This window comes from Pseudoalteromonas sp. RW-H-Ap-1 (assembly GCF_048318575.1).
GTDB lineage: Bacteria > Pseudomonadota > Gammaproteobacteria > Enterobacterales > Alteromonadaceae > Pseudoalteromonas.
On the sequence record NZ_CP166996.1, the window covers coordinates 979726 to 1001536 of the forward strand.

Consider the following 21811-nt stretch of genomic DNA (forward strand, 5'->3'; position numbering starts at 1 on the left):
CTGAAATCAAGCAAGGAAAAGGAGTTGTTATGCAAAATGAGCTGATAGCAAAAGTACCACCTTCGGACACAATAGCGCCGAGTACACTTCCTTGTTATAAAGAAACTGGAGGCTTAGGTCTATTTCAATTAAAGCGAATGTGGCACAAAGTACAGTTACAAAAACAAGGCTGTGCGGATAAAACAATAATAGAAGACGAATGGTCGCTAGATGTCATGATAATGGACATTTTAGGCTTAGGGCTCACACCGACTATAGAGTCTATTTTTGCGAGTGATAGTTTTTCCGAATTTGAAAATTGGGTAGAAAAATCGCATGGTAGAGCTATTTCAAACGCAAAAAGAAATCAGCTTAATAAAAACATTGTTTCATTTTTTGAGGAAACAGACATAAACAATGAAACAGTATCAGTAGAGACGCCTCGTTACTTTATTTTAACGCCACTGCAGTGGCAAAGCTGGGATGATAATGGTTACGTTATTATTCCTGAGCTAGTGGAAAAAACGCTATGTGAAGACGTTTGTAACATGGTTTATGAACGTTTGAACATGGATAAACACAATCCTGTTTCATGGTATCGAAATCATGAACTTAAACAGGGAATTATGGTACAAATTTTTAATGATATAACCATGCAGGTTATTCGGAACCAGCCTCAGGTGCGAGATGTATTTGAGCAATTGTGGGGTGAAAAAAATTTAACAGCAAGCACTGATAGGCTTAGTTTTAATCCACCACAGACAGAAAGTTGGCAGTTTCCTGGGCCAAATCTTCACTGGGATATAAACTTTGATAAACCGCTCAGATTTGCAACGCAAGGATTACTATACCTTACTGACGTTGTCGCTGAACAAGGTGAATTCAGTTGTGTATCTGGCTTTCATAAAAAAATAGACAACTGGCTTGCTAACCTACCTAAAAATACCAATCCACATTCTTTTAATTTCGATAAATGCCACAGTACTCCATTAGCAGCAAAAGCAGGTAGCTTAATTGTATGGCGACATACATTACCGCACGGTAGTTGTTCAAATAAGGGGAGTACACCTCGAATTGTACAATATATAAATATGACTCCATTAAAATAAGTAGCTAAGACTCGCTATGAATAAAAAAGAATGCCGTGTAATAGAGTGTAATATTTTTTATTTTTAACTTATGCCAAAATTATACATAACTTATTGTTAAAAATAAGTTGATAGACTTTTCAAGTTAGTAATTACTAAAAAATACAAGAATTAAAAAGTTGCGTTCTACGCTTTGCGGACTATTCTATTTTGTAAATACAACATTAATTTACTATAGAATTTTTGTATTACAATAAAAGCTCAAAGGAATGTTTAAGTATGCAGGGATTAAATGCACAATCCACAGGGAGTTTACAATACGCGGTTCCCCAAGTTGATGAGCTATCAAAGCACTCGATTCCTACCTGGCTTGAATCTTTTTCAAAAGCAAAATTAACAATCAGACAACAACCCCTACTTTTGCAAAATAGTTTTATTGATGCGATGACTTTGGCGTTGAGCAACGCCCAAGTTGAACACCTTAATTAGTTAAAGCTTTTGAGGCCATACATGATCAAGTTGCGCAACCAATAATATTGATAAAATGGATGGCTTCACAGTTTAATTGCTACATCATTGTACGCTAAAAAATATATATATTATAAATTATAAGGAGTGTGTGGTGCTAAACCATCAATTGTCTAAGTCAGCCGCATGTATTAGTGAAGAGCCAGTTGTAACTGGGTTACTTAATCAAGCACTGCGCGATCAAATTAGTTTGTTTAAACAGCAACCAGTTACAGCGTTGACTCTAAAGCAGTCTTTTTTAGCAATCGCAGATCAAGCACTGACTGAAAGAGACGATACTGTGTTAATTGAAAAACTTTTTGTTGACGCTTACGAAGAAGCAATGAAAGTCCTTAGGCAAGCTCAATTGCATGAAGTTGAAATGACAAAACAGTATATTAATCAACATGGCCTAGTGATGTCGGTTTTAAACTGCACAACAACAATAAAAGATGTACATCGCAACACCCGTTTCTACAAAGGGATTTTTGAGCTTATTAATGATTTACAACAACGGGATTCGCAAATAAATATTGTCTACCCAGCTTGTGGTCCATTCGCCCCGTTATTATTACCTATGTTACTGTATATGGATCAGCAAAAAATTATTTCACCACAAGAAGTACGCATTTCTTTAGTCGATATTCAACCAGGAGCGATCAAATCTCTCAAGGTGTTAGTTAATGAGTTGCAACTTAATGACTATATCGATGGCATTTACGAGGCTGATGCTGCTTTGTTTAAAGGTAACAAAGCGTTTGATATTTTTATTGCTGAGGCATTTCAGCATGGTTTTTCTAAAGAAGCTCATTTGAGTATATGCAGAAACTTTGCCTCTCAACTAAGCCATCATGGAGTAATGTTACCGTGTAAAATCATGGTTAATGCTGCATTAGTTAATTGCCAACGAGAATATGTTGAACAGTGGCTGCAACCGCAAAGCGATGCTGCGAATCTGATATTAAATCAAGATACGTTGAATAAAAGAATTGAGCTGGGAAATATATTAACTCTTGATCGTCATAGTTTGCTCACGCTAGATATAATTGCTCTTGGAGAACAACAAGTTGTACGCTGTAACACAGTTTCTATTCCTCAAACAGCTACTGATGTAAGTGAACTAACGCTTGTCCTTTACGCTGAAGTAATGACGTATAATGGGCATTGGTTACAGCAATATCAGTCAGGCATTACGCATCCATTGCCTATGTTTTCAGTATGTATTGATTTTGTACCAAACGCCCCCGCAGTAGATGATTTATTACTTACAAAAAAAGATAAAATAGATTTTTATTATAAGCTTACCGGTTTGACAGGTTTTTTGCCGACGAAAGTTGACGAAGAGGTACACTATGGAGCAAATTAGCAAGGTAGTGTTATTTACTTCAAGTTGTTTATCTATACCTACGATTGATATGTTGATACTGCGCCAGTTGTTAGTCGCTGTAGTATTAGTGCCAACGCAAACAAATAACATGCAAAGCGAAATTGGTCAATTGCAAGCACATTGCGCATCACAAAAAATACAATTTTCAGTATGGAATAATGATGATACGTTGCTTGCACAACTCGATGATTGGCAAGTATCAATGGCCTTGAGCTGTTTTAATGCGGGAACTCAAAGTCAAACGATTATTGATTCTTTTCATGGTAATGCTTATGGAATTTACCCTGCAAAGTTATCAGATTATCAAGGTACTGATCCACTTTACTGGCAAATTAGAGAGCATCAAGATAATTTGTTACTAACTATTTATCGCTTAAGCTGCGAACACCCCCTACAATTTTCGTTACAGCAGGGTATAGCCATTCACCCATTTGATACTTATCAAAGCCTTGCTATTCGCGTTGCATCTGCAATCCCACAAGTGTTGAGTATTTTCTTCGAACAATTTGATAATTTGCATTGGCAATCAGATAGCGACATTGAACAAATCAAGGTCACGACAGCCCTCAACTACGATAATTTAACATTGTCTTTTGAACAGTATAGCGCGGTTGATTTAGTCGCGGCGGCAAGAGCGGGTAATCCGCTTTATGGGGGCTTTATTTTATCAGGTCAATTTGGTGATTTTAATGTGCTACAAGCATCCTTTGTTGATCAAGCGTCATGCACAGAGCCAGCTGGTACGGTCTTAAGTATTGACAAGTCACAAGGGTTAGTTGTGCAGACTAAACAAGGCTCAGTGGCATTAGATATTGTTTCATGTCAGTTTGGGTGTATTTCAGGCTATCGTTTTGCATCTTTAGCTAATATTACAGCTGGTATGCAATTGTAATTATATAAATTATTTTAAAAGGAAATACGTTATGAGCGCAGACCCATTATTAGGCAATGTAGAGATTTTTGCAGGAAATTTTGCCCCTAAAGGTTGGGCTATATGTGCAGGACAGATGTTGTCTATTGCTCAAAATACCGCCCTTTTTTCACTTATTGGTTCTACGTACGGTGGTGACGGTCGTACGTCAATGGGGTTACCAGATATTAGAGGACGTACACCGATAGGTGTTGGTAGTGGGGCTGGCTTGTCCAGTCGTGGTTGGGGCCAGTATGGCGGAAGTGAACTTAGTTATCTTACACATAATAATTTGCCATCGATGCAAAGTACGGTTACATTGCCAAGCTCTGCACAGTCAGTTTCTGTCAGTATTCCTGGGCAGACGATAAGTGGAGTAACGGGATCTGCAAACATTGCAACAACACAAAATGCTAATAGTGGAGAACCAACAGCAGGTGCAGTACTTGCTAAGGTTATTGCTGGTGGTGGGCCTGATAAACAAGAAAAAATATATCAATCTACGGCACCAAGTTCATTGATCAGTATTGGTAATGTGACAGTTGATACATTTGATGTTCCAGCGCAAGATAACATTGCTCTAAATCTGCCCGCTAATAGTTTAACAGGTATCGTTAATTTAAATGGTGATGGCCAACCGTTTTATTCTCAGTCACCATTTGTTGCTATGTATCATATCATCTCCATGCAAGGGATTTATCCGAGTCGGAGTTAACTATTTATGTCGCGTCATTATCATTTTATCGCTGGTTTACCGAGGACTGGCTCAACATTATTGGCTGGTATATTACGGCAAAACCCCGATTTTCATGCCGATATGTCAACCCCTGTAGCTGGTTTTGTTACTAGTTTACTTGAGCAAATGGGAGCTGGGAGTGAGTTTGCTAGTAGCATTAGTTCAGCGCAGCGCTTGAATATATGTCATGGGGTTTGGTCTGGGTATTACCAAAATATTGAAAAACCCATTATTTTTGATACCAATAGACTGTGGACTGCAAAGCTTAATATCTTAAATTCCTTATTTGGTAATAATTTTAAAGTAATTTGTTTAGTCAGAAATCCAGCCTGGATAATGGACAGTTTTGAACGTGTTTATAGGCAAAACAGTCTTGAATTTAGCCGTATTTATTCCCCCGCAGCACGACAAAACGTGTATACCCGCTGTGAGCACATTGCGTCTAATCAAGGGCCTTTTGGCAGTGCTTGGGCTGCGCTAAAAGAGGGTTTTTATGGTGAATTTTCGGAACAGTTACTATTGCTTGATTACGACTTGCTCGTAAGTAAACCGGAAAAGAGTGTGGCTCTGATCTATCAGTTTTTAGGTTTACCGAGCTTTGCGCATGATTTTGATAACGTGACATACAATGCCAGTGAGTTTGATAAAAATTTGGGCGCAGATGGCTTACATCAAGTTAAAAGTAAAGTGGAGTTTACCGGTCGTAAAACTGTGCTACCTCCTGAACTATTTAAAAAATATAGTGATATGGCTTTTTGGTTAGAACCACAAGGCAGTAAGGCAAGTTTGATAACACAAAAAACACCTTAATTTACCAATAATGGTATTAAAAACAGGTTCTCCATAAATATCTTAAAGGATTTACCCAATGCTTCACTTCTCTTTATCGCCAATTTCGATTTTTATTGGTTCGGTTTTAGGGCTTACTCAAGCCACAGGGCTTGCGCCTAGTGTAAAAGCACCAACACAATCAGAAGCTAATTTCAACCTAGCTCCGCAGGTAAGTATTAAGTCATTTGAGGCAAATGCAGATGATCTTACATTGACAGTAACACGTGATACTAAGCACTTAGTCATTATCGATGCTGAAGTACCTGATAAAGCTGTATTTTATAGAGACCTAAATGCAGAGACAGAGATTGTTGAACTCAATGCTGATGAATCAGGTATAAATCAGCTCGAAGAGTTGCTTGGTCGTTACCAACAGTTAGAGAGCGTGAGTATATTTTCTCATGGGCGCAGTGGAGAGCTACAACTTGGTAACAGCCAAATAAATACTGAGGTTATTGAAAGTAACCCACAATTTATGGCGGTATTTAAGGAGGCTGTAAAACCTGGTGGGGATGTGTTTTTTTATGGCTGTGACCTTGGTAAGGGTCTGCAAGGCGATCAATTTTTAACACTCTTTAGTCAGTCAACGGAGCTTGATGTAGCCGCTTCTGACGATTTAACCGGTAATAGTCATAAAGGCGGAGATTGGGATTTAGAAATAGTTAAAGGGGATGTCGATTTTGCTGATAGGCCATTTTCAGAGCGAGCCTTGATTGACTTTTCCGAGGTGTTAGCGTTTGATGGTACATTGAATTTTGATAATTTACCTACGGGATACGCTAATAATAAAAGTTATGTAATACCGAGTACTAGTTACAGCATAAAAGTTAAGTCTGGGGCTGGTGGGGGTCAAGATTTATATAATTTTTCAGCGGGCTATGTTTATATATCTACAAGCTCATCAACTCAGACATACAGTAAAATATATTTTACAAATAACGAAACGTTTGATTTATCTAGTTTATATGTTTATAACTCAAGTGCTAGTAATAGAGTCATACGGCTAACAACGGATAAAGGAGGCGTAGCGGATAGCGGGACTTTACCTAGCGGTAGCAGCGAGACTATAAATGCTTCTGGTGCGTTATTTACAGAAATAAAATGGTTAAAAATAGCTTATTCTGATAACTCTACTCTTAGCTGGTTAAAAATTGACAACCTTGCCATCACTAACTTGTCTTCAACTCCTGTTAATTCAGCGCCTGTTGTTGATTTAAATGGTGGGATTCCAGGTACAGGGAGTTTTTCGGCGTTTACTGAAGGCAGCCCTGCTACCGTGATTGCACCCGATGCTGAAGCCGGTGATAGTGATGGCGACTCAATAACAACAATAACCGTTGCATTAACAAATGATCAAGATGGCGCCTCAGAAGGTCTTAATGTATCTGCCAGTGCGCAAAATGCACTTGGGGGTGTAAGTGGTGCATCAGATATTAGTTTACAAGACACAATTTCTATTACAGGTGCAACTGCAACAACGGCTGAAGTTACCACTTTCCTTAAAGCAATCACGTATAACAATACCAGTGCAACACCCAGCACAACTTCGCGTACAGTGTCAGTTGTCATTAATGATGGCACTGAAAACAGTATTAGCCGTACCGCGACAATTTCAGTGGCTAACCTTACAGCAGCTAGTTCTACAGCGGCGGGTTTTAGCACCTTGGATGGTACAAACTTAAACCCAGCCATTAGTTTCAGCAGTGACAATGAGACTTTAACCATATCTTCAGCCAGTCATATTGTTGGGTCTACAGCCCAAGGTGGCGACGGTACAGATGAGATTATTGTTATAGATGGTAGTGATCTCACACAATTTACCAGTTTAACCTCCTTTGAAACGCTCTCTACTTATAATGACGGCTCATTAACGCTCAGCGAGTCGCAACACGATGCGTTTACAACGATAAATGGCGCTGGAACAAATACATTTACTTTGGCAAGTGCAGATGGTGATAGCAGCGTAATTGCAGATGCAGACATAGAAACGTATGTTTTAAATGCTGCTTTTAATATTACTTTAGCTGGGACCGCGCAAAATGTTACCGGTAGTAGCAATGCTGATACTATTAATATTGCTGGATTGAGCGTGACAGGTACGCTTGCTGGCGGCGGCGATACCGATGTACTGCAAATGAGCACCGGTGCTGATATTAGTAATGCCACGGTAAGTGCATTTGAGTCTTTAGCATTAAATAGTGGTGCTTCAGTGACGATGACTGAGGCGCAGCACGACAGCTTTCCTTCGATAACAGCAAGTGGCACTGATTCAATTACCATAAGCACCGCGACCGATGGCCTAACTGGTAATAGTTCGGTTGAAACGTATGTGTTGAGTGCAGCGAATACATTTACGTTAGGCAATGCATCACAGAATCTAACCGGTAGTGGTGGTGACGACACGGTTAATGTGAATGCACTGAGTGCGACGGGTATCTTAGCGGGCGGAATTGGTACCGATACCTTGGTTGTTACCAACGGTGGTAATATATCAGGTGCGACAGTCAGCGGGTTTGAAGATTTATCGGTTGCTGCTGGTGGCACAGTCACCCTAGGCGCATCTCAGCTTGCGAGTTTTTCTGGCACAGTTTCAGGCAGTGGCACTGAGACAATTTCTGTTTCAGGAGATGGTAATGTAAGTACTGTTTCGGCAATAGAAAGTTATACCTTAAATGACGATAGTACGAATACGCGCTCGGTTACTGTCACTAATGCTAGCCACTCTGTAACTGCAACCTCTGCGACTGATGCAATTACGTTTGATTTAGGTTCACTTACATTTACTGGAATCATTACCGGTGACAATACTGTTGCAGATACACTGAGTTTAAGTAATGGTGCAAATATATCAGCTGGGACCATAAATAATATAAATAACCTAACCTTGGCATCTGGTGCTTCAGTTAACATGACGACCAGCCAGCACCAAGGATTTTCAGGCACAATCACGGCTCCAGGCTCAGAGTCTATTACCATTAGCGGAGATGGCGATTTTACTACTTTAGCAGGTGTTGAAAGCTATAGCGTGGGTGATGACAGCACTAATACTAGAATCATTACAGTTTCAAGCAGTAACACCAATGTGGATGCTACTTCAGCTACTGATGTTGTTACGTTTGCAATAGGCACTAGTGCATACACTGGTACCCTTACAGGCGACGCAACAGCAAGTGATATTGTTAACGTATCTGATGGCGCGGATGTCACAGGAGGGGGCTTCTTTAATATTGGTACATTAAGCTTAGCCTCTGCTGCAACAGTAGCAATTGATGTTAATAATATTAATGATTTTAATACAACCATTACAGGCTCTGCTGGCGCTGATACGCTAAAACTTATGGATGGTGGTATTTTTAATTTTTCCAGCACCACGGTATCGGGTATTGAAAATCTGGCAATCGGCACTAACAGCAACACGACTATCACCTTAACCGATAATTTTAATACTGATGCTGGCGTTGTGTCTTTTTCTAATGCTAGTGGCAGTGCTATTACAGCTGCAGTGACGCTAGATGCAAGTGCATTTAGCGCTGACATTTTAACAATGACCTCATCAGATTTTAGTGGTGATGATGTACTTAAAGGTGGCTCTGGAGCCGATACTTTACGCCCAGGCGCTGGTACAGATACGTTAACAGGTAACGCAGGTAATGATAATTTTGTAGGTAGCTCATCTCAATTATCAGGCGATACAATTACCGATTTAGCCGCAGGCGATCGTATTACTATTGCTGGTATTACAGGGCTTTCAGCCAGTAACGTACGTTTTAATGGCACAAGTACATTAGAAGTAGATACCAACGCCACTGATTTTAACATTTCTGAGCTAACTCTTGCTCTTACAAACGCACCAGGCAACGACCTTACCTTTACGGTTGCTGATAGTGGCCCTGATACTATCATTACTTTTATTTCACCGAACTCAGCACCCACATTTAGTTCGCTTAATGGCGGTGCTACATTTATCGAAAATGGCAGTGCAGTGATAATAGATAGCGATATGACAATTGCAGATGCTGAGCTTGATGCACTTAACAGCAACGCAGGGGATTACAACAATGCTAGCTTGACTATTCGCCGGCGCGATGGCGCAAGTGCCGACGATATATTTGCTCATTCGGGACTACTCAGTACATTAACTGAGGGAAGTACATTTAGTTACAATGCTAATAATATAGGGACTGTTACCACAAACTCGGCAGGCACTTTAACGCTAACATTTAATAGTAATGCCACTTCTGCAATCGTAGATTCTGTTGCGCAAGCTATTACCTATGCCAACAACTCAGATGTGCCTTTAAATGCAACTGTGCTTGACTATGTATTTGATGATGGCGCGGTTCAAAGCACCGGTACTAATCAAGCGTCAGTCAGTATTACCTCTGTTAATGATGCGCCTACAGTATCAGCAATCGGGGCTAACCCAACCTTTACAGAAAATGGCTCAGCAGTGGCTATCTTCTCTTCCGCTGCTGTTAGCACGGTTGAGAGTGGGCAAAATATTGAACAAATATCACTAACAGTTACTAATGTAAAAGATACGGGCCATGAGTTTCTTCAATTTGGCACCGATCTTATCAACTTAGAGCATAATGCATCGGGTAATTATTCGGGAGCCGTTAACTTTAGCTACACGGTTATGTTAAGTGGCTCAACGGCAACGGTAACGGTTACCGCAACAGATTCAGCTGCAGTATGGCAAAGTTATGTGCCGTTCTTACAGTATAAAAATACCAGTGATTCGCCTACCACCGAGAATAGAGTTGTTACACTTACATCAATAAAAGACAGTGGCGGTACATCTAATGGTGGCGCAGATAGAGCAATTGGTAGTTTTGGCTCTTCTACAGTAATCGTAGTGGGTGAAAATAATGCGCCTACTGATATCAGCCTTTCAAGCTCTACGATTAGTGAATCAGTTGTGGGGGCAGGTGCTGATGTTGGAGTATTAACGACTACGGATGCTGATTCGAGCAGCCATACTTATTCGCTAGTTTCATCTACATCAGCTGCAACGGGTAGTTGTACCACAAGCGCGGGCAATAGTTTTTTCCAAATCAATGGCAACACGTTAGAAACCAAAGCGGCATTACCACTGGGCGCTTATACGGTTTGTGTGCAAACAGATGACAGTGCCGAAACCTTTAAAAAATCATTTACTATAACAGTAATTGAAGCGCCTAAACCGACTACCCCTGAGATCAGTGGCACAGCAGCTACAAAAGTAAATCAAGATGAGCTTTATAACTTTACCCCTTCGGCAACAGACCCACAAAATAAAGCACTGACGTTTAGCATTGCTAACAAGCCTAGTTGGGCTAGTTTCAATACTGCAACAGGTAATTTATTGGGTACGCCCACTAAGGCAAATGTAGGGCTTTATCCAAACATTACTATCGCTGTTAGTAATGGTAGCGAGCAGGCAAGCCTGTCACCTTTTAACTTGGAAGTGGTATCAACAAATAGTGCTCCGATTGCACCTAACTTAAGTTTAGAGCTTGATGAAGATTCTAATATCAGCTTTTCCCCTGATATTACAGATGCAGACTTAGACACACTAACAATTAGCGCTGTGTCGCAGCCTCAATTTGGTACATTAACCAAGCAAGCCAATACATTCACTTATACACCTAATGCAGACTATTTTGGCCCTGATAGTTTTAATTATCTTGCAGATGATACAAAGGAAAAATCTGCTATTGCTACAGTGAATTTTACGGTGGCTTCCATTAATGATGCGCCAATTGCTAATCCAGATAGCTATTCATTAAATAGCAACGCTGATAATCGCTACTCACTTGATGTGTTAGTTAATGATACCGATGTTGATGACGATGAATTGGTAATTGTTAGTGCTAACGCTAGCGTGGGAACAGTGCAAATTGAAGAGGGAACGCTGGTTTATCAGACCCAGGCAAGCACCAAAGGGACCATTCAAATTAATTATTTGATTGAAGACCCTGATAAAGAAATGAGTAGAACAACAGCAACATTAAGATTAAATAATCAAGCAGAAAATTTGCCAACTATCGATACACCAGTTGATATTGATGTTAATGCAAAAGGGTTGTTTACAAAGGTCAAGTTAGGTGTGCCTTCGGCAATGGATAGCGAAGGTAATAAATTAGCAGTCTCATTAGTTAATCCAAGTTTGTTGTATGCGCCAGGCAAGCATTTAGTTTACTGGAAAGCAGTAGACAGCAGCGGACTTGAAGCAATCGCAACGCAAAATGTAAACGTGAGTCCACTTATTTCGCTTAGTAAAAATAGCGAAATAGCTGAGAATAAAACACATAGCTTTAATGTGTTTTTAAATGGTGAAGCACCAAGTTATCCAGTGACCATTGCCTATGAAGTATCGGGTACTGCTGATAGCTCTGATCATGACTTAGTGTCGTCAGAGTTGGTTATTAACAGTGGCTTGCAGGGACAAGTTAATTTTACAACCTATGCCGACTCAGAAAGTGAAGGCAATGAAACTGTTGTAATTACACTGGCAGATACATTGAATTTAGGTGCAAAGTCTTCAACCACAATCACTATTGTAGAAAATAATGTAGCACCTACTATTAGCACCAGTATTACACAAGATTCTCAACAAAGATCACTTGTTACCATAGGTAACGATCTCGTTACGATTAAAGCTGTTACTCAGGATGCAAATCCGAACGATAACGTAACGCTGAAGTGGGTTTCAGAGGATAATAAACTTATTAATACAAGCGCAAATGAAAACGAATTTGTTTTTTCAACACAATCACTAACTTCTGGTATCTATAAAGTAACGGTAACAGCGCAAGACTCTGGCGAGCCGAGTCTATCAACATCAAAAGATGTTTACGTTGAAGTGTTAACCTCACTTGAGGCGCTAGGACAAGAAGACTCTGATGGTGATCTTATCCCTGATGTACAAGAAGGCTACGGTGATAGTGACGGTGATGGCATTCCTGATTATTTAGATGCGATCAGTGAATGTAATGTCATGCAAGAACAAGTTAAAGACAGTGATAAATTTTTAGTTGAAGGTGAGCCGGGCGTTTGCGTGAGAAAAGGGGTTACGATTTCACAAAATGCAACGGGCGGCGTTCAGTTACTTGATAGTGAATTACCTGAAGATGAAGGAGCGATAAATACAGGCGGACTGTTTGACTTTATTGCAACGGGTTTACCTAATGCTGGAGATACTTACAGCATAGTAATACCGCAAAGAAAACCAATTTCACAAAACTCTGTTTACAGAAAGTTAAAAGAGGGGCAGTGGATTGATTTTGATACATCTGGTGACAACCAATTACTTTCTACAGCAGGTGAGCCTGGTTATTGCCCTCCACCAAGAAGTAGTGAGTGGACGCAAGGGCTAACTGAAGGTGCATGGTGTGTACAATTACAAATTGTTGACGGTGGTCCTAATGATGACGATGGCAAAGCGAACCGAACGATAGTCGATCCAGGCGGTGTTGCAACTATTCGTACATCGAACCAGCTTCCTGAGGCTAATCAGGATGAGATAACAATTGGTGCAGGGGAATCCGCGACTATTGATGTATTAAAAAATGATACAGATCTGGACGGTGATACACTGACTTTAAGCGGTGCGACGGCTGATTTTGGTGATGTAAGCATTGTCGATGGACAGTTACTGTATACCCCTCCAACTGGATTTGTTGGTGTAGCGATTATTGAATATAGCATTAGTGACGGTAAAGGGGGCACATCAAACAGCCAAGTTAGAGTTAACTTAGTTATAAATAATGCGCCAACAGCTGTTTTTGATTCGGCAACAACCACTGATAATGCATCGATCGAAATAGATGTGCTTCGTAATGACTCAGATATCGATGGTGATGAATTATTTGTTGTCAATGCCGTTGCGGCTCAGGGCACAGTGTCAATTAACATTAACGGCACTTTACAATACACACCTAAAAGCGGCTTCGACGGTGTTGATATTATTGATTACACGATAAAAGATAGCAAAGGTGCGAAGTCTACAGCACAAGTCAATGTGACAGTTAGCGCTGTTGAATCAGTTGCTATCAATAATAAGTCGTCAGGAGGAAGCATGGGGGGATTGGGTTTATTACTGATTTCAGTTCTTGTTATCAGTCGTAGAAGATCAATGTTTCCGAGCTTTGCAATAGTAACGACCAGTTGTTTAATTAGCACTAGTGCAATGGCTAATACGTGGTCGTTTGAAGCCTCGCTAGGTGAGTCTAAAGCAAAGCATTCTTTAGTAACCAAGGACAAAAAGGCTAATTTAGTTTCTATTGATGATACTGATAATAGCTGGTCAATTGGCGCTTATTATGACCTGTCACCCAATTGGGAAGTCGCTATAAGATATATTGATTTAGGTGAAGGTCGAGCCGATTTAACTGCCCAAACAGTAAAAGCTGACATAGATAAATTACATCAAGATTATTCACGCTTTGTACCGGTGTTACCAAAGGGAGTGGCAGCTGAAGTAGGTTACCGACATATGCTTGATAAATCTTTAAGCACAAAGGTATTTTTAGGTGCATATCGTTATCAGTATAAAATACAAAGTAGCATCACGGATGGTGTTCGCTTAGAGTATAAAGAACACGCTACAAAACCTTACATAGGTGCTGCTGTAGGTTATTCTGTTTATAAGCAGACTGAATTATTACTAAAGTATACTTATTATAAAGTATCAAAAAATGATGTAAGTGAGTTATCAGCGGGAATAAAAGTACGCTTTTAAGTTGGTGCTGAGTGTGTTCATCGCTGCTATTAGCGGCGATGAACCGCATATTTTAAAAAGTATCGCTAAGTTGTTTTGTTTCTATTGAAGATTCTTCAGTTCGTGGTATGTTTCTCGCAATCAAAAAAACAATAGGAATTCACCCATGCCAAAGGCGAGTGATGTTAAAAAAGGGACGGCTATTGACTTTAATGGCCGTGTATTAGTAGTAAAAGATATTGTACGCTCAGTACCACAAGGTCGTGCTGGTGGTAGTTTATACCGTATGCGTTTATACGATGTAGTAACGGGTAGTAAAGTTGACGAAACATTTAAAGACAGCGATATGCTTAACCTTGCTGATTTAATCCGCCGTGAAGCCATGCTGTCGTACATTGATGGCGATGAGTATGTCTTTATGGATAATGAAGATTACACGCCTTACAATTTAAATAAAGACGCCATAGCGGAAGAAATTCAATTTGTTAATGAAGAGACCCAAGGTGTGCACGTTATTGTAATTGACGGTGCTGCAGTAGGTCTTGATCTTCCTTCCAGTGTTGAGCTTGTTGTTGAAGAAACTGATCCTTCAATTAAAGGGGCTTCAGCTAGCGCTCGCTCAAAGCCAGCACGCTTATCAACTGGCTTAACAATTCAAGTGCCAGAGCATATTTCAACCGGTGATCGTATCCGCATAAATACTGCTGAGCATAAGTTTATGGGTCGTGCTGACAAGTAAGCTGTAATGAATTGATAATTGAGAGCCGAGCTTTAAGTTGCTCGGCTTTTTTGTGTCTGATTTATAAGCACCGCCACTAAAGAATACGTTGCTTTAATTTTCGCCAGTTTAACGCTATTATATGCGCCTTAATTTTTCAGCAGTCAGATGAGCATGGTATTATTTATTTTACTTAGTGGTGTGTTTATCACACTTATGTATATTGAAACCATTAAAAAGGGTATGCCTGTTAAGCGTTGGTTATTTTTGGGTGGATTATTGGGGCCTGCAGCCTGGTGTTTATTTAATCTACATTATCGACGTGCGTTAATACGTAATATTGGTGCAAAAACGTGTCTATGGCGTGCTTAGCTAGTCGCTCTAATTAAGCTGAGTTTTGATTGGCTTTGCTGTTGTTTTAAAAATGCAGTGAATTCATCTTTTGAGAGTGGTTTAGAATAGTAATAGCCTTGTAGTGTTTCACAGTTAAGCTCTTCCAGTATACTTATTTGTGAAGCTTGTTCTACACCTTCAGCAACTACATGTAAATCCAAATTATGTGCAATAGTCACAATAGAGTCCACCATATTGCGGCCGCGTTCGGTTTTCATATCATCAATAAAGGCTTTATCTATCTTAAGCGTATTCAGTGGAAACTGTTTCAAATACGCCAGCGACGAATACCCAGTACCAAAATCATCCATAGCTAAATGAATGCCACGGGCACTTAGAGAGCGCATAATAGCAATGGCTTCTTGTGGGTCGTCCATTACCGTGCCTTCGGTGATCTCAAGCTCTAAGAAGTAAGAGGGTAATTCATTTTTTTGTAAAATCACATCTATTCGAGAGGTTAAATCGGGTAGGCTAAATTGTTTTGCTGATAAATTTACCGCAACACGAGCATTAAATAATCCAGCATCTAGCCATTGCTTTACGTCACGACAAGCTTTGTTTAAAACCACTTCACCAATTTCAATAATTTGCCCTGTTTCTTCGGCGATTGGAATAAAGACCCCAGGGCTAATAACCCCCTTTTTCGGCGTAATAAAACGCACTAACGCTTCCATTCCAGCAAGCTTACCAGTACGAATATTCATTTTAGGCTGATAATACACCTCAAAGTGATCTTCTTTTAAGCCAAAGCGCATTAGGTTTTCTATTTGTAGTCGCTTTACTGCTTGGCGATTCATGTTGTCATTAAAGAACAGGTAGCTGTTACCTTTCTTTTTCGCATGATACATGGCGGTATCGGCATTCTTTAATAGTATTTCAGGGGTGTTACCATCTTCGGGGAATAACACTATGCCAACACTGGATGTGATAGCAAGTTCATGTCCTGCCATTTTAAATGGTGTGGCTATTGCTGCTAAAAACTGTTTTGCCATGCGGGTGATGGTGAGAATATCGTTGGTGTTTGACATAACCAGCGCAAATTCGTCGCCGCCTAGGCGATAAAACACATCATTTTCACGGGTAAGCTTATTTAAGCGCATAGCAAGCTTTGCCAGTAAGCTGTCACCTAACTGATGACCCAATGAGTCATTTATCTTTTTAAAGTTATCTAAATCAAATACTAGCAAGGCATGGTGTGAATGCTCCTTTGCTAATTTTTTTAAGTCAGAAAAAAATAAATTACGGTTTGGTAAGCTGGTGGTGCGATCTCGATTGGATAAATTATTGAGCTCAGACTCCGTTTTTTTACGCTCGGTTAAATCAGAATACACCACCACGTAATTGGTAATTTGATTTTGCGCGTTTTTAATTTCATCTATCGAGATTTCAAATGGTAGTAGGGCATGGTCGCTATTACGCAGCTTTACTTCTTCTTGAATATGTTCATGCTTTCGAACGGTGTCTTTTATGGACTCTATATAGCCTCTGTCGTAACCGGCTAAATGAAATTCTTTTTTAAGGTATTGCTCTCGTACACCGCCGAACAAAGTTAAAAAGCTGGGATTAATATCAACAAGCTTAAAATCTTTATCATAAATAGCCAGTGCATCGGTAAATGATTCAACGCATTTTGCAAATAGGTTTAGTCGCTCTTCGGTTGATTTGAGCTGAGAAATATCTCTTACCGTGCCAGTCATTCGCAATGGGCTAAGGTTCGCGTCTTTTTCGATTATTTTTCCACGGTCGAGTACCCAATGCCATTTACCAAAACTATCTTTAATACGATAAGTAGCTTCGAAAAAAGTACTTTCTTCAGCAAAGTGTTTTTTTAGTAGATAATCTACATGGGTTAAATCGCGAGGGTGTATTAGGCTTTTATTCGGTGGGAATTCTACTAGATTGTTGTTATTCAGTACGTACTTGTCGTTAATACGAATAACCTTGCCGGTTTTTATATTCCAGTCCCATAGTGTGTCACCACTGCCTTCTACGGTACTTTTTAAACGCTTTTCAGATCGCTGTAATTGAGAATGTGAGCGCTTGAGAGAGTGAATAACTGTAAACAAATAAATTAACAGTAACGTCATTATTGCGCACACGCTAACGACAAGCGCATTTAAGTTCAAGCTAAACGATGACTCAAATGCACTAGCAGAATAGGTTGTGGCCAAAGTGACCAACAATAGAATGTATTTTATTATTTTTATTTTTTTCATTGTCTTACTTCTTATTTACAAAAGACAATCTAAATCAAGCGCGCGCAAGAGTCAAAGGGAATGAGAATAAAGTGGTAGATTCTCCGGTTGATTCACAGATTTAGCGCTTAAAAGCTCATATCTTGGGCGATCTGCATCAAAAATTTCAGCTGCATAGGCTTTTACATCTTCAAGCGTTAATGCGTTTAAAGAATCCAGCAGGCGTTGCTGCATATTAAACTGATGATCGCCATTGCCAATAGCAAGCCATAAACGTTGTGAACGTAAACGCAAGTTTTTGTCTTTTTCGGCAATATGCGTTGTTAGTCCATATTTTTGTTGCAGCCAGGCTTGCTCTGTTAGTTCATCAATGGTTGATAAATACTGACTGATGAACACGTTATGCCTGTGTAGTAACATGCTTGGTTCAAATTTAGGTGACTGAATATAAAAAGCAATTCCAGCACGAGTATTAAAGGGCGCATAACCGGCACCGACCAAATAACCCAATTGTTGTGTGGTTCGTAGTTCATTGAAATAATCTTGATTAATTAAGTGATTAAGCGCCATCATTTTTACTTTTTCATCAACATCATCGCTTAATGCTTGGTAGTAAATCACCATGGCATTATCGCTACAAGCGAGCTCTAATTCGTAACGAGTCACTTTAGTAATTTCAAAGAGTGGGCGCTTTAAATCTTCTATAACGGCTGACTTTTTAAGGTGCAATGCCACCTTTTTCTGAAACTCAAAGGCTTCACTTTGCTGCCAATTGCCATGTAAAAAAGACTCAACATGAAGCGCATTAAAAAACGCCTGTCTAAACTCATTAAACTGATGAAAACAGGTATCTTTAAGTGCATTTGCTAACGCGTCAGGCTGTGGGTTCCACGGCATTATCTTAGCGCCTAATATACTAAAGAGCTCACTAACAGGTTTATTTTGGTTACTATTGCGCCAATGCCTTACCAGTTGCTTTTTATATTCAGCAAAGCGTTTAGCACAAATTTTTACGTTAAATAGTGCATCAATTAGTTGATCAACCAGCTCAAGTTGGCTTGAAGATAGCCCCGCAGTATGCAAGGTTAAGCCACCTTGGTGAGATGTTAAGTGATAACTTAAGCCCGCGAGCTCAGCTGGATAAAACTGCTCGCCAACACTATCCATAAACAAATCAGAAAACAATCGAGTCAATGCCATATGCTTTACATCTTTAACTGCAAAGTCAGAGTCCATGGCTAAATAAAAATGCCCTTTGGCCACTCTGAAGGTGGCATCTTGTTTAAACCAAAAGTCAAAGCCAGCTTCTTTTACCAGCAACGTTGGATGAGCTTGATGCGACTCTATTGGATATAAAACAACATCTTTAGCTAAATAAGGATTTGCGGTAGGTAATAACATTTCACCCTGTGGCTGACTAATTTGTGCCAACGCTTCGAGCCAATGCAGTGACAATTTTTCAATTTTATACGGTGTGTTATACCAAGCAGATGTGTGTTCAGGCTCTACGCCCGGATGAATCAGCACTAAGCGCATATTGTGAGGGGTTAACCATTGCATCGCCATTTCATGAGTGGTGGCTTTAAAGCCTTCCATTAAATAGTCGCCCTGTAAGTAATTAACTTCATCGTAATGTTGCATGTTAATACTTAAATTACTGACCCAGTCAATCAGTCGAGATTTTTCTTGGTTATCAAATGCGATCTGTAGCAGTTTTTGTTTATCTTGGTACAAGCGAGGCAGTTTGCTGATGTTGTTATTTATTAGGCAAATGTATTCAAATACCATTTCAATAATTTCTTCGTAGTATTCAATGCCTTCATCGGTCAGCGCCATACTAATATTAAAATCTTTAAAGTTACTACCGTTGATGCCACCTCCGGCAGAAAGAGCATTGATCCAACCTTGTTCTTTAAGTACTGAATATAGCGAGCCTTGCCCTTCGTATCCTAGTAAATGGGCAATAAAACTAACTGTTTTATGACGGTAAAAATCGTCTATGTTTGGCATGGCAAAGCTAATAATCAGCTTTTGTACGTGTTTGTGTGGCTCTATATGAAGCAACTTACCTAAGTCTTGGCTGCGATAAAGTGGCGCTTCTATAGGTGGCTTTAATTTACCTTTTCTGCCTTTAATTTGGCAAAAATACTGAGTAGCCCATTTCTCAAGTATATCTAATGATTCATTGGCACAAATCACTAGAGTCATCCATTGAGCTTGGTAATGCTGATTAAAAAAATCGCGTAATTCATCACTAATACAGCGTTGTCTATCGGCTAACGTTTGTAAGTTGCCTACGGAAAATTTAGCAAATGGGTGTGCAGGGTTAACAGTTTCTTTATGTACTTGATAGATACGTCGGCCATCATCTTTAATCTTTAATTTAAACTCAGCCTCAATGGCATTTCGTTCTTTTTCGGTTTCTGCGGGATCCAAGCTGGGCGCTATAAAAAAACGGCTAAATTGCGCTAACGCCGATTCAATATGATTGTTATTAATATCAAAAAAGTAGCAGGTATGTTCCGTGCCAGTCCAGGCATTGGTGTTACCACCAGATTGAGAGACAAAATTATTAAAGCTACCGGATTCAGGATACAGATCAGTGCCTAAAAACAACATATGCTCTAAAAAATGCGCTAAGCCCTGTCTATCAAGAGGATCGTCAAAGTGACCAGCGTTAACGGCCATAGAGGCTGCCGCTTTTGCTGAGTCCTGATCGCGCACTAAAAGCACTTTTAGACCATTGTCCAGTGTTAGTGTGCGGTAAGCTCTGTTATCATTGGTGCTGATTTTCAAATGATGCTCCTGAAACTAAACGTATAATTGTTAACAACAGATGATAACTTCAGGAATGCGATGCTATTTACCTGAACATCATGAAAGAACTATTTTAAGAAAATAAATAGGTTTGAGTTATTAATATAGCGGAAATTCGAGCAAATTGGCTACTGTTTTATATTCTTTAATTGGTTGATTTTTTATGAAAACAATCTTGATAATGCGTCATGGTGAAGCAACACCAATGCACTCTGATGATGTCAGTAGAAGTTTGACTTCTGTGGGTCAGCAACAAGCTGAAAAAATGGGGCTATGGTTGCAAAAAATGCACGCTCCCAGTGGCTTGTTAGTTAGCCCTTATGTTAGAGCGCAGCAAACCGCTGAGGCTGTTAAAAAAAGTAATCACTTTTTATTTGAAGAAACCTGTCACGATATTATTCCTGAAGGGAACCCTCAGGTTGCAGCAGATTATTTAGAAACGTTAATTGCCCTTCACCCAGAGTGCGATACCTGGCTGGTTGTTGCTCATATGCCTATGGTGAGCTATTTGGTTGATCAGCTATGCGCGGGTAACATGCCAATTTTTGACACCGGTGCAGTTGCCCAAATTAGTTATGATGATAGTCAGCAACGCAGTGAATATTTGAATATTTATTCCTCAAACAATGTCGATATTTAATATTATAGGCTGTTTTCATTACGATTATATCTACGTATAAAGCCTGCTATTTTATTAAATAGCAGGCTGATATCAGTTGTTAGGCTTAAGTTTTGAGCGTTATATTGATGAATAACATGACATGTGTAGCATGCTCCTTGGCTTGGATAGCAAACAGTTATATTTAAAGTCGCGTCATCGACACCATATACAACTAGGGGCGGCAAGTTGTTAATGTTTTGAGTTGTTTATCCTTTTGATTAAAAATATGGCAAGTACGAAAGCTATCTTTAACTGTAATATGAAGTGTTGAACCATCTCCATTAGGTGGTGGTGTTCCTCCAAAGTGAGGGCCTTTTGATATATAACAATTACCGCTGTCAGAAAACATGGCTAATGCTGTATCTTCAGAGTTTCGAATTAATTTTTGCCAGAAGTTAACATCTCCTTGCTGTGTGGGAAATTGTGCTTTTTCACTTACAATACAAGCGGCATAACCGCTAATAGAAAATAAACTTACTGTAAGTACAATAATTAGTTTAAGTATTTTTAATTTATAGGCTTTCATAATAAATTCCTGTTAGATATGTTTAGGCGCTAATTCAACGAAATTGATATTAGTACATTTCATTTATAAATAGCGCTGTTGATATTAATACTATTGTTTAACTGAACTTTGCGTAGTCACTTTGGCATCGTCCCAGCGCTGAGTTTTGTTGCAGCTTGTTATTTGCATATTTAACATGCTCACGGTCTTCTGAGGCCAAGCAGATTACTGTATTACATAATTGACAGCTAAATCGTTCACCCTTACATAATGCATCTAAGTTAATAGTAATCGTAGAGTGCTGACAGTGAGGGCAGTTAATCGTATTTGTAAGGTTCATAACATTTCCTTAAAATAAGCGCCTTAATAACTAAGGCGCT

At 39.5% G+C, this 21811-nt stretch carries 14 protein-coding genes; 10 read left to right on the top strand and 4 right to left on the bottom strand.

Annotation, left to right across the window (positions count from 1 at the left end):
* Positions 1-29: 29 nt before the first annotated feature.
* From AB8618_RS04585 to AB8618_RS04625, 9 genes are all read left to right on the top strand, one after another.
* Positions 30-1088 carry a phytanoyl-CoA dioxygenase family protein gene (locus AB8618_RS04585; RefSeq protein ID WP_409425008.1) on the top strand — a complete coding sequence of 353 codons (1059 nt, stop codon included), beginning with the start codon at positions 30-32 and terminating at the stop codon, positions 1086-1088.
* A gap of 258 nt (positions 1089-1346) precedes the next feature.
* Positions 1347-1556: a hypothetical protein gene (locus AB8618_RS04590; RefSeq protein WP_409425009.1), complete on the top strand. Its 210-nt coding sequence runs from the start codon at positions 1347-1349 to the stop codon at positions 1554-1556.
* Between the two features lie 133 nt (positions 1557-1689).
* Positions 1690-2940, top strand: coding sequence for a hypothetical protein (locus AB8618_RS04595; protein WP_409425010.1), 1251 nt, complete (start codon positions 1690-1692; stop codon positions 2938-2940).
* On the top strand, positions 2927-3853 hold the full coding sequence (locus AB8618_RS04600; protein WP_409425011.1) for a hypothetical protein: 927 nt from the start codon (positions 2927-2929) through the stop codon (positions 3851-3853). The genes AB8618_RS04595 and AB8618_RS04600 overlap by 14 nt, the downstream gene beginning before the upstream one ends.
* A gap of 31 nt (positions 3854-3884) precedes the next feature.
* The gene (locus AB8618_RS04605) at positions 3885-4586 is read left to right on the top strand and encodes a phage tail protein (protein ID WP_409425012.1); all 702 of its coding nucleotides are present in this window, start codon (positions 3885-3887) and stop codon (positions 4584-4586) included.
* Positions 4587-4592: 6 nt separating this feature from the next.
* The gene (locus AB8618_RS04610) at positions 4593-5417 is read left to right on the top strand and encodes a sulfotransferase (protein ID WP_409425013.1); all 825 of its coding nucleotides are present in this window, start codon (positions 4593-4595) and stop codon (positions 5415-5417) included.
* 58 nt (positions 5418-5475) lie between these two features.
* The gene (locus tag AB8618_RS04615) at positions 5476-14163 is read left to right on the top strand and encodes an Ig-like domain-containing protein (RefSeq protein ID WP_409425014.1); all 8688 of its coding nucleotides are present in this window, start codon (positions 5476-5478) and stop codon (positions 14161-14163) included.
* Between the two features lie 145 nt (positions 14164-14308).
* A complete protein-coding gene (yeiP, locus tag AB8618_RS04620) occupies positions 14309-14881 on the top strand; it encodes an elongation factor P-like protein YeiP (protein ID WP_413401506.1) in 573 nt (190 codons plus the stop codon).
* 147 nt (positions 14882-15028) lie between these two features.
* Positions 15029-15232, top strand: a complete 204-nt coding sequence (locus tag AB8618_RS04625; RefSeq protein ID WP_409425016.1) for a hypothetical protein — start codon at positions 15029-15031, stop codon at positions 15230-15232.
* Here the strand turns inward: AB8618_RS04625 and AB8618_RS04630 are convergent.
* Positions 15229-17469, bottom strand: coding sequence for an EAL domain-containing protein (locus tag AB8618_RS04630; RefSeq protein WP_413401508.1), 2241 nt, complete (start codon positions 17467-17469; stop codon positions 15229-15231). The genes AB8618_RS04625 and AB8618_RS04630 overlap by 4 nt on opposite strands.
* A gap of 51 nt (positions 17470-17520) precedes the next feature.
* Positions 17521-20244: an insulinase family protein gene (locus AB8618_RS04635; RefSeq protein ID WP_413401510.1), complete on the bottom strand. Its 2724-nt coding sequence runs from the start codon at positions 20242-20244 to the stop codon at positions 17521-17523.
* Between the two features lie 184 nt (positions 20245-20428).
* On the opposite strand from AB8618_RS04635, the gene sixA reads away from it, so the two are divergent.
* Positions 20429-20905 (top strand): phosphohistidine phosphatase SixA, encoded by a 477-nt coding sequence (sixA, locus tag AB8618_RS04640; protein ID WP_409425019.1) that lies wholly within the window; start codon positions 20429-20431, stop codon positions 20903-20905.
* 193 nt (positions 20906-21098) lie between these two features.
* Here sixA and AB8618_RS04645 read toward each other — a convergent pair whose 3' ends face one another.
* Together AB8618_RS04645 and AB8618_RS04650 are read right to left on the bottom strand one after the other, a co-directional pair.
* Entirely contained in the window at positions 21099-21452 is a 354-nt protein-coding gene (locus AB8618_RS04645; RefSeq protein WP_409425020.1) for a hypothetical protein, read from the bottom strand.
* A 97-nt stretch (positions 21453-21549) separates the two neighbouring features.
* Complete coding sequence (locus AB8618_RS04650) at positions 21550-21771, bottom strand: hypothetical protein (RefSeq protein WP_409425021.1); 222 nt, start codon at positions 21769-21771, stop codon at positions 21550-21552.
* Between the last annotated feature and the right edge of the window lie 40 nt (positions 21772-21811).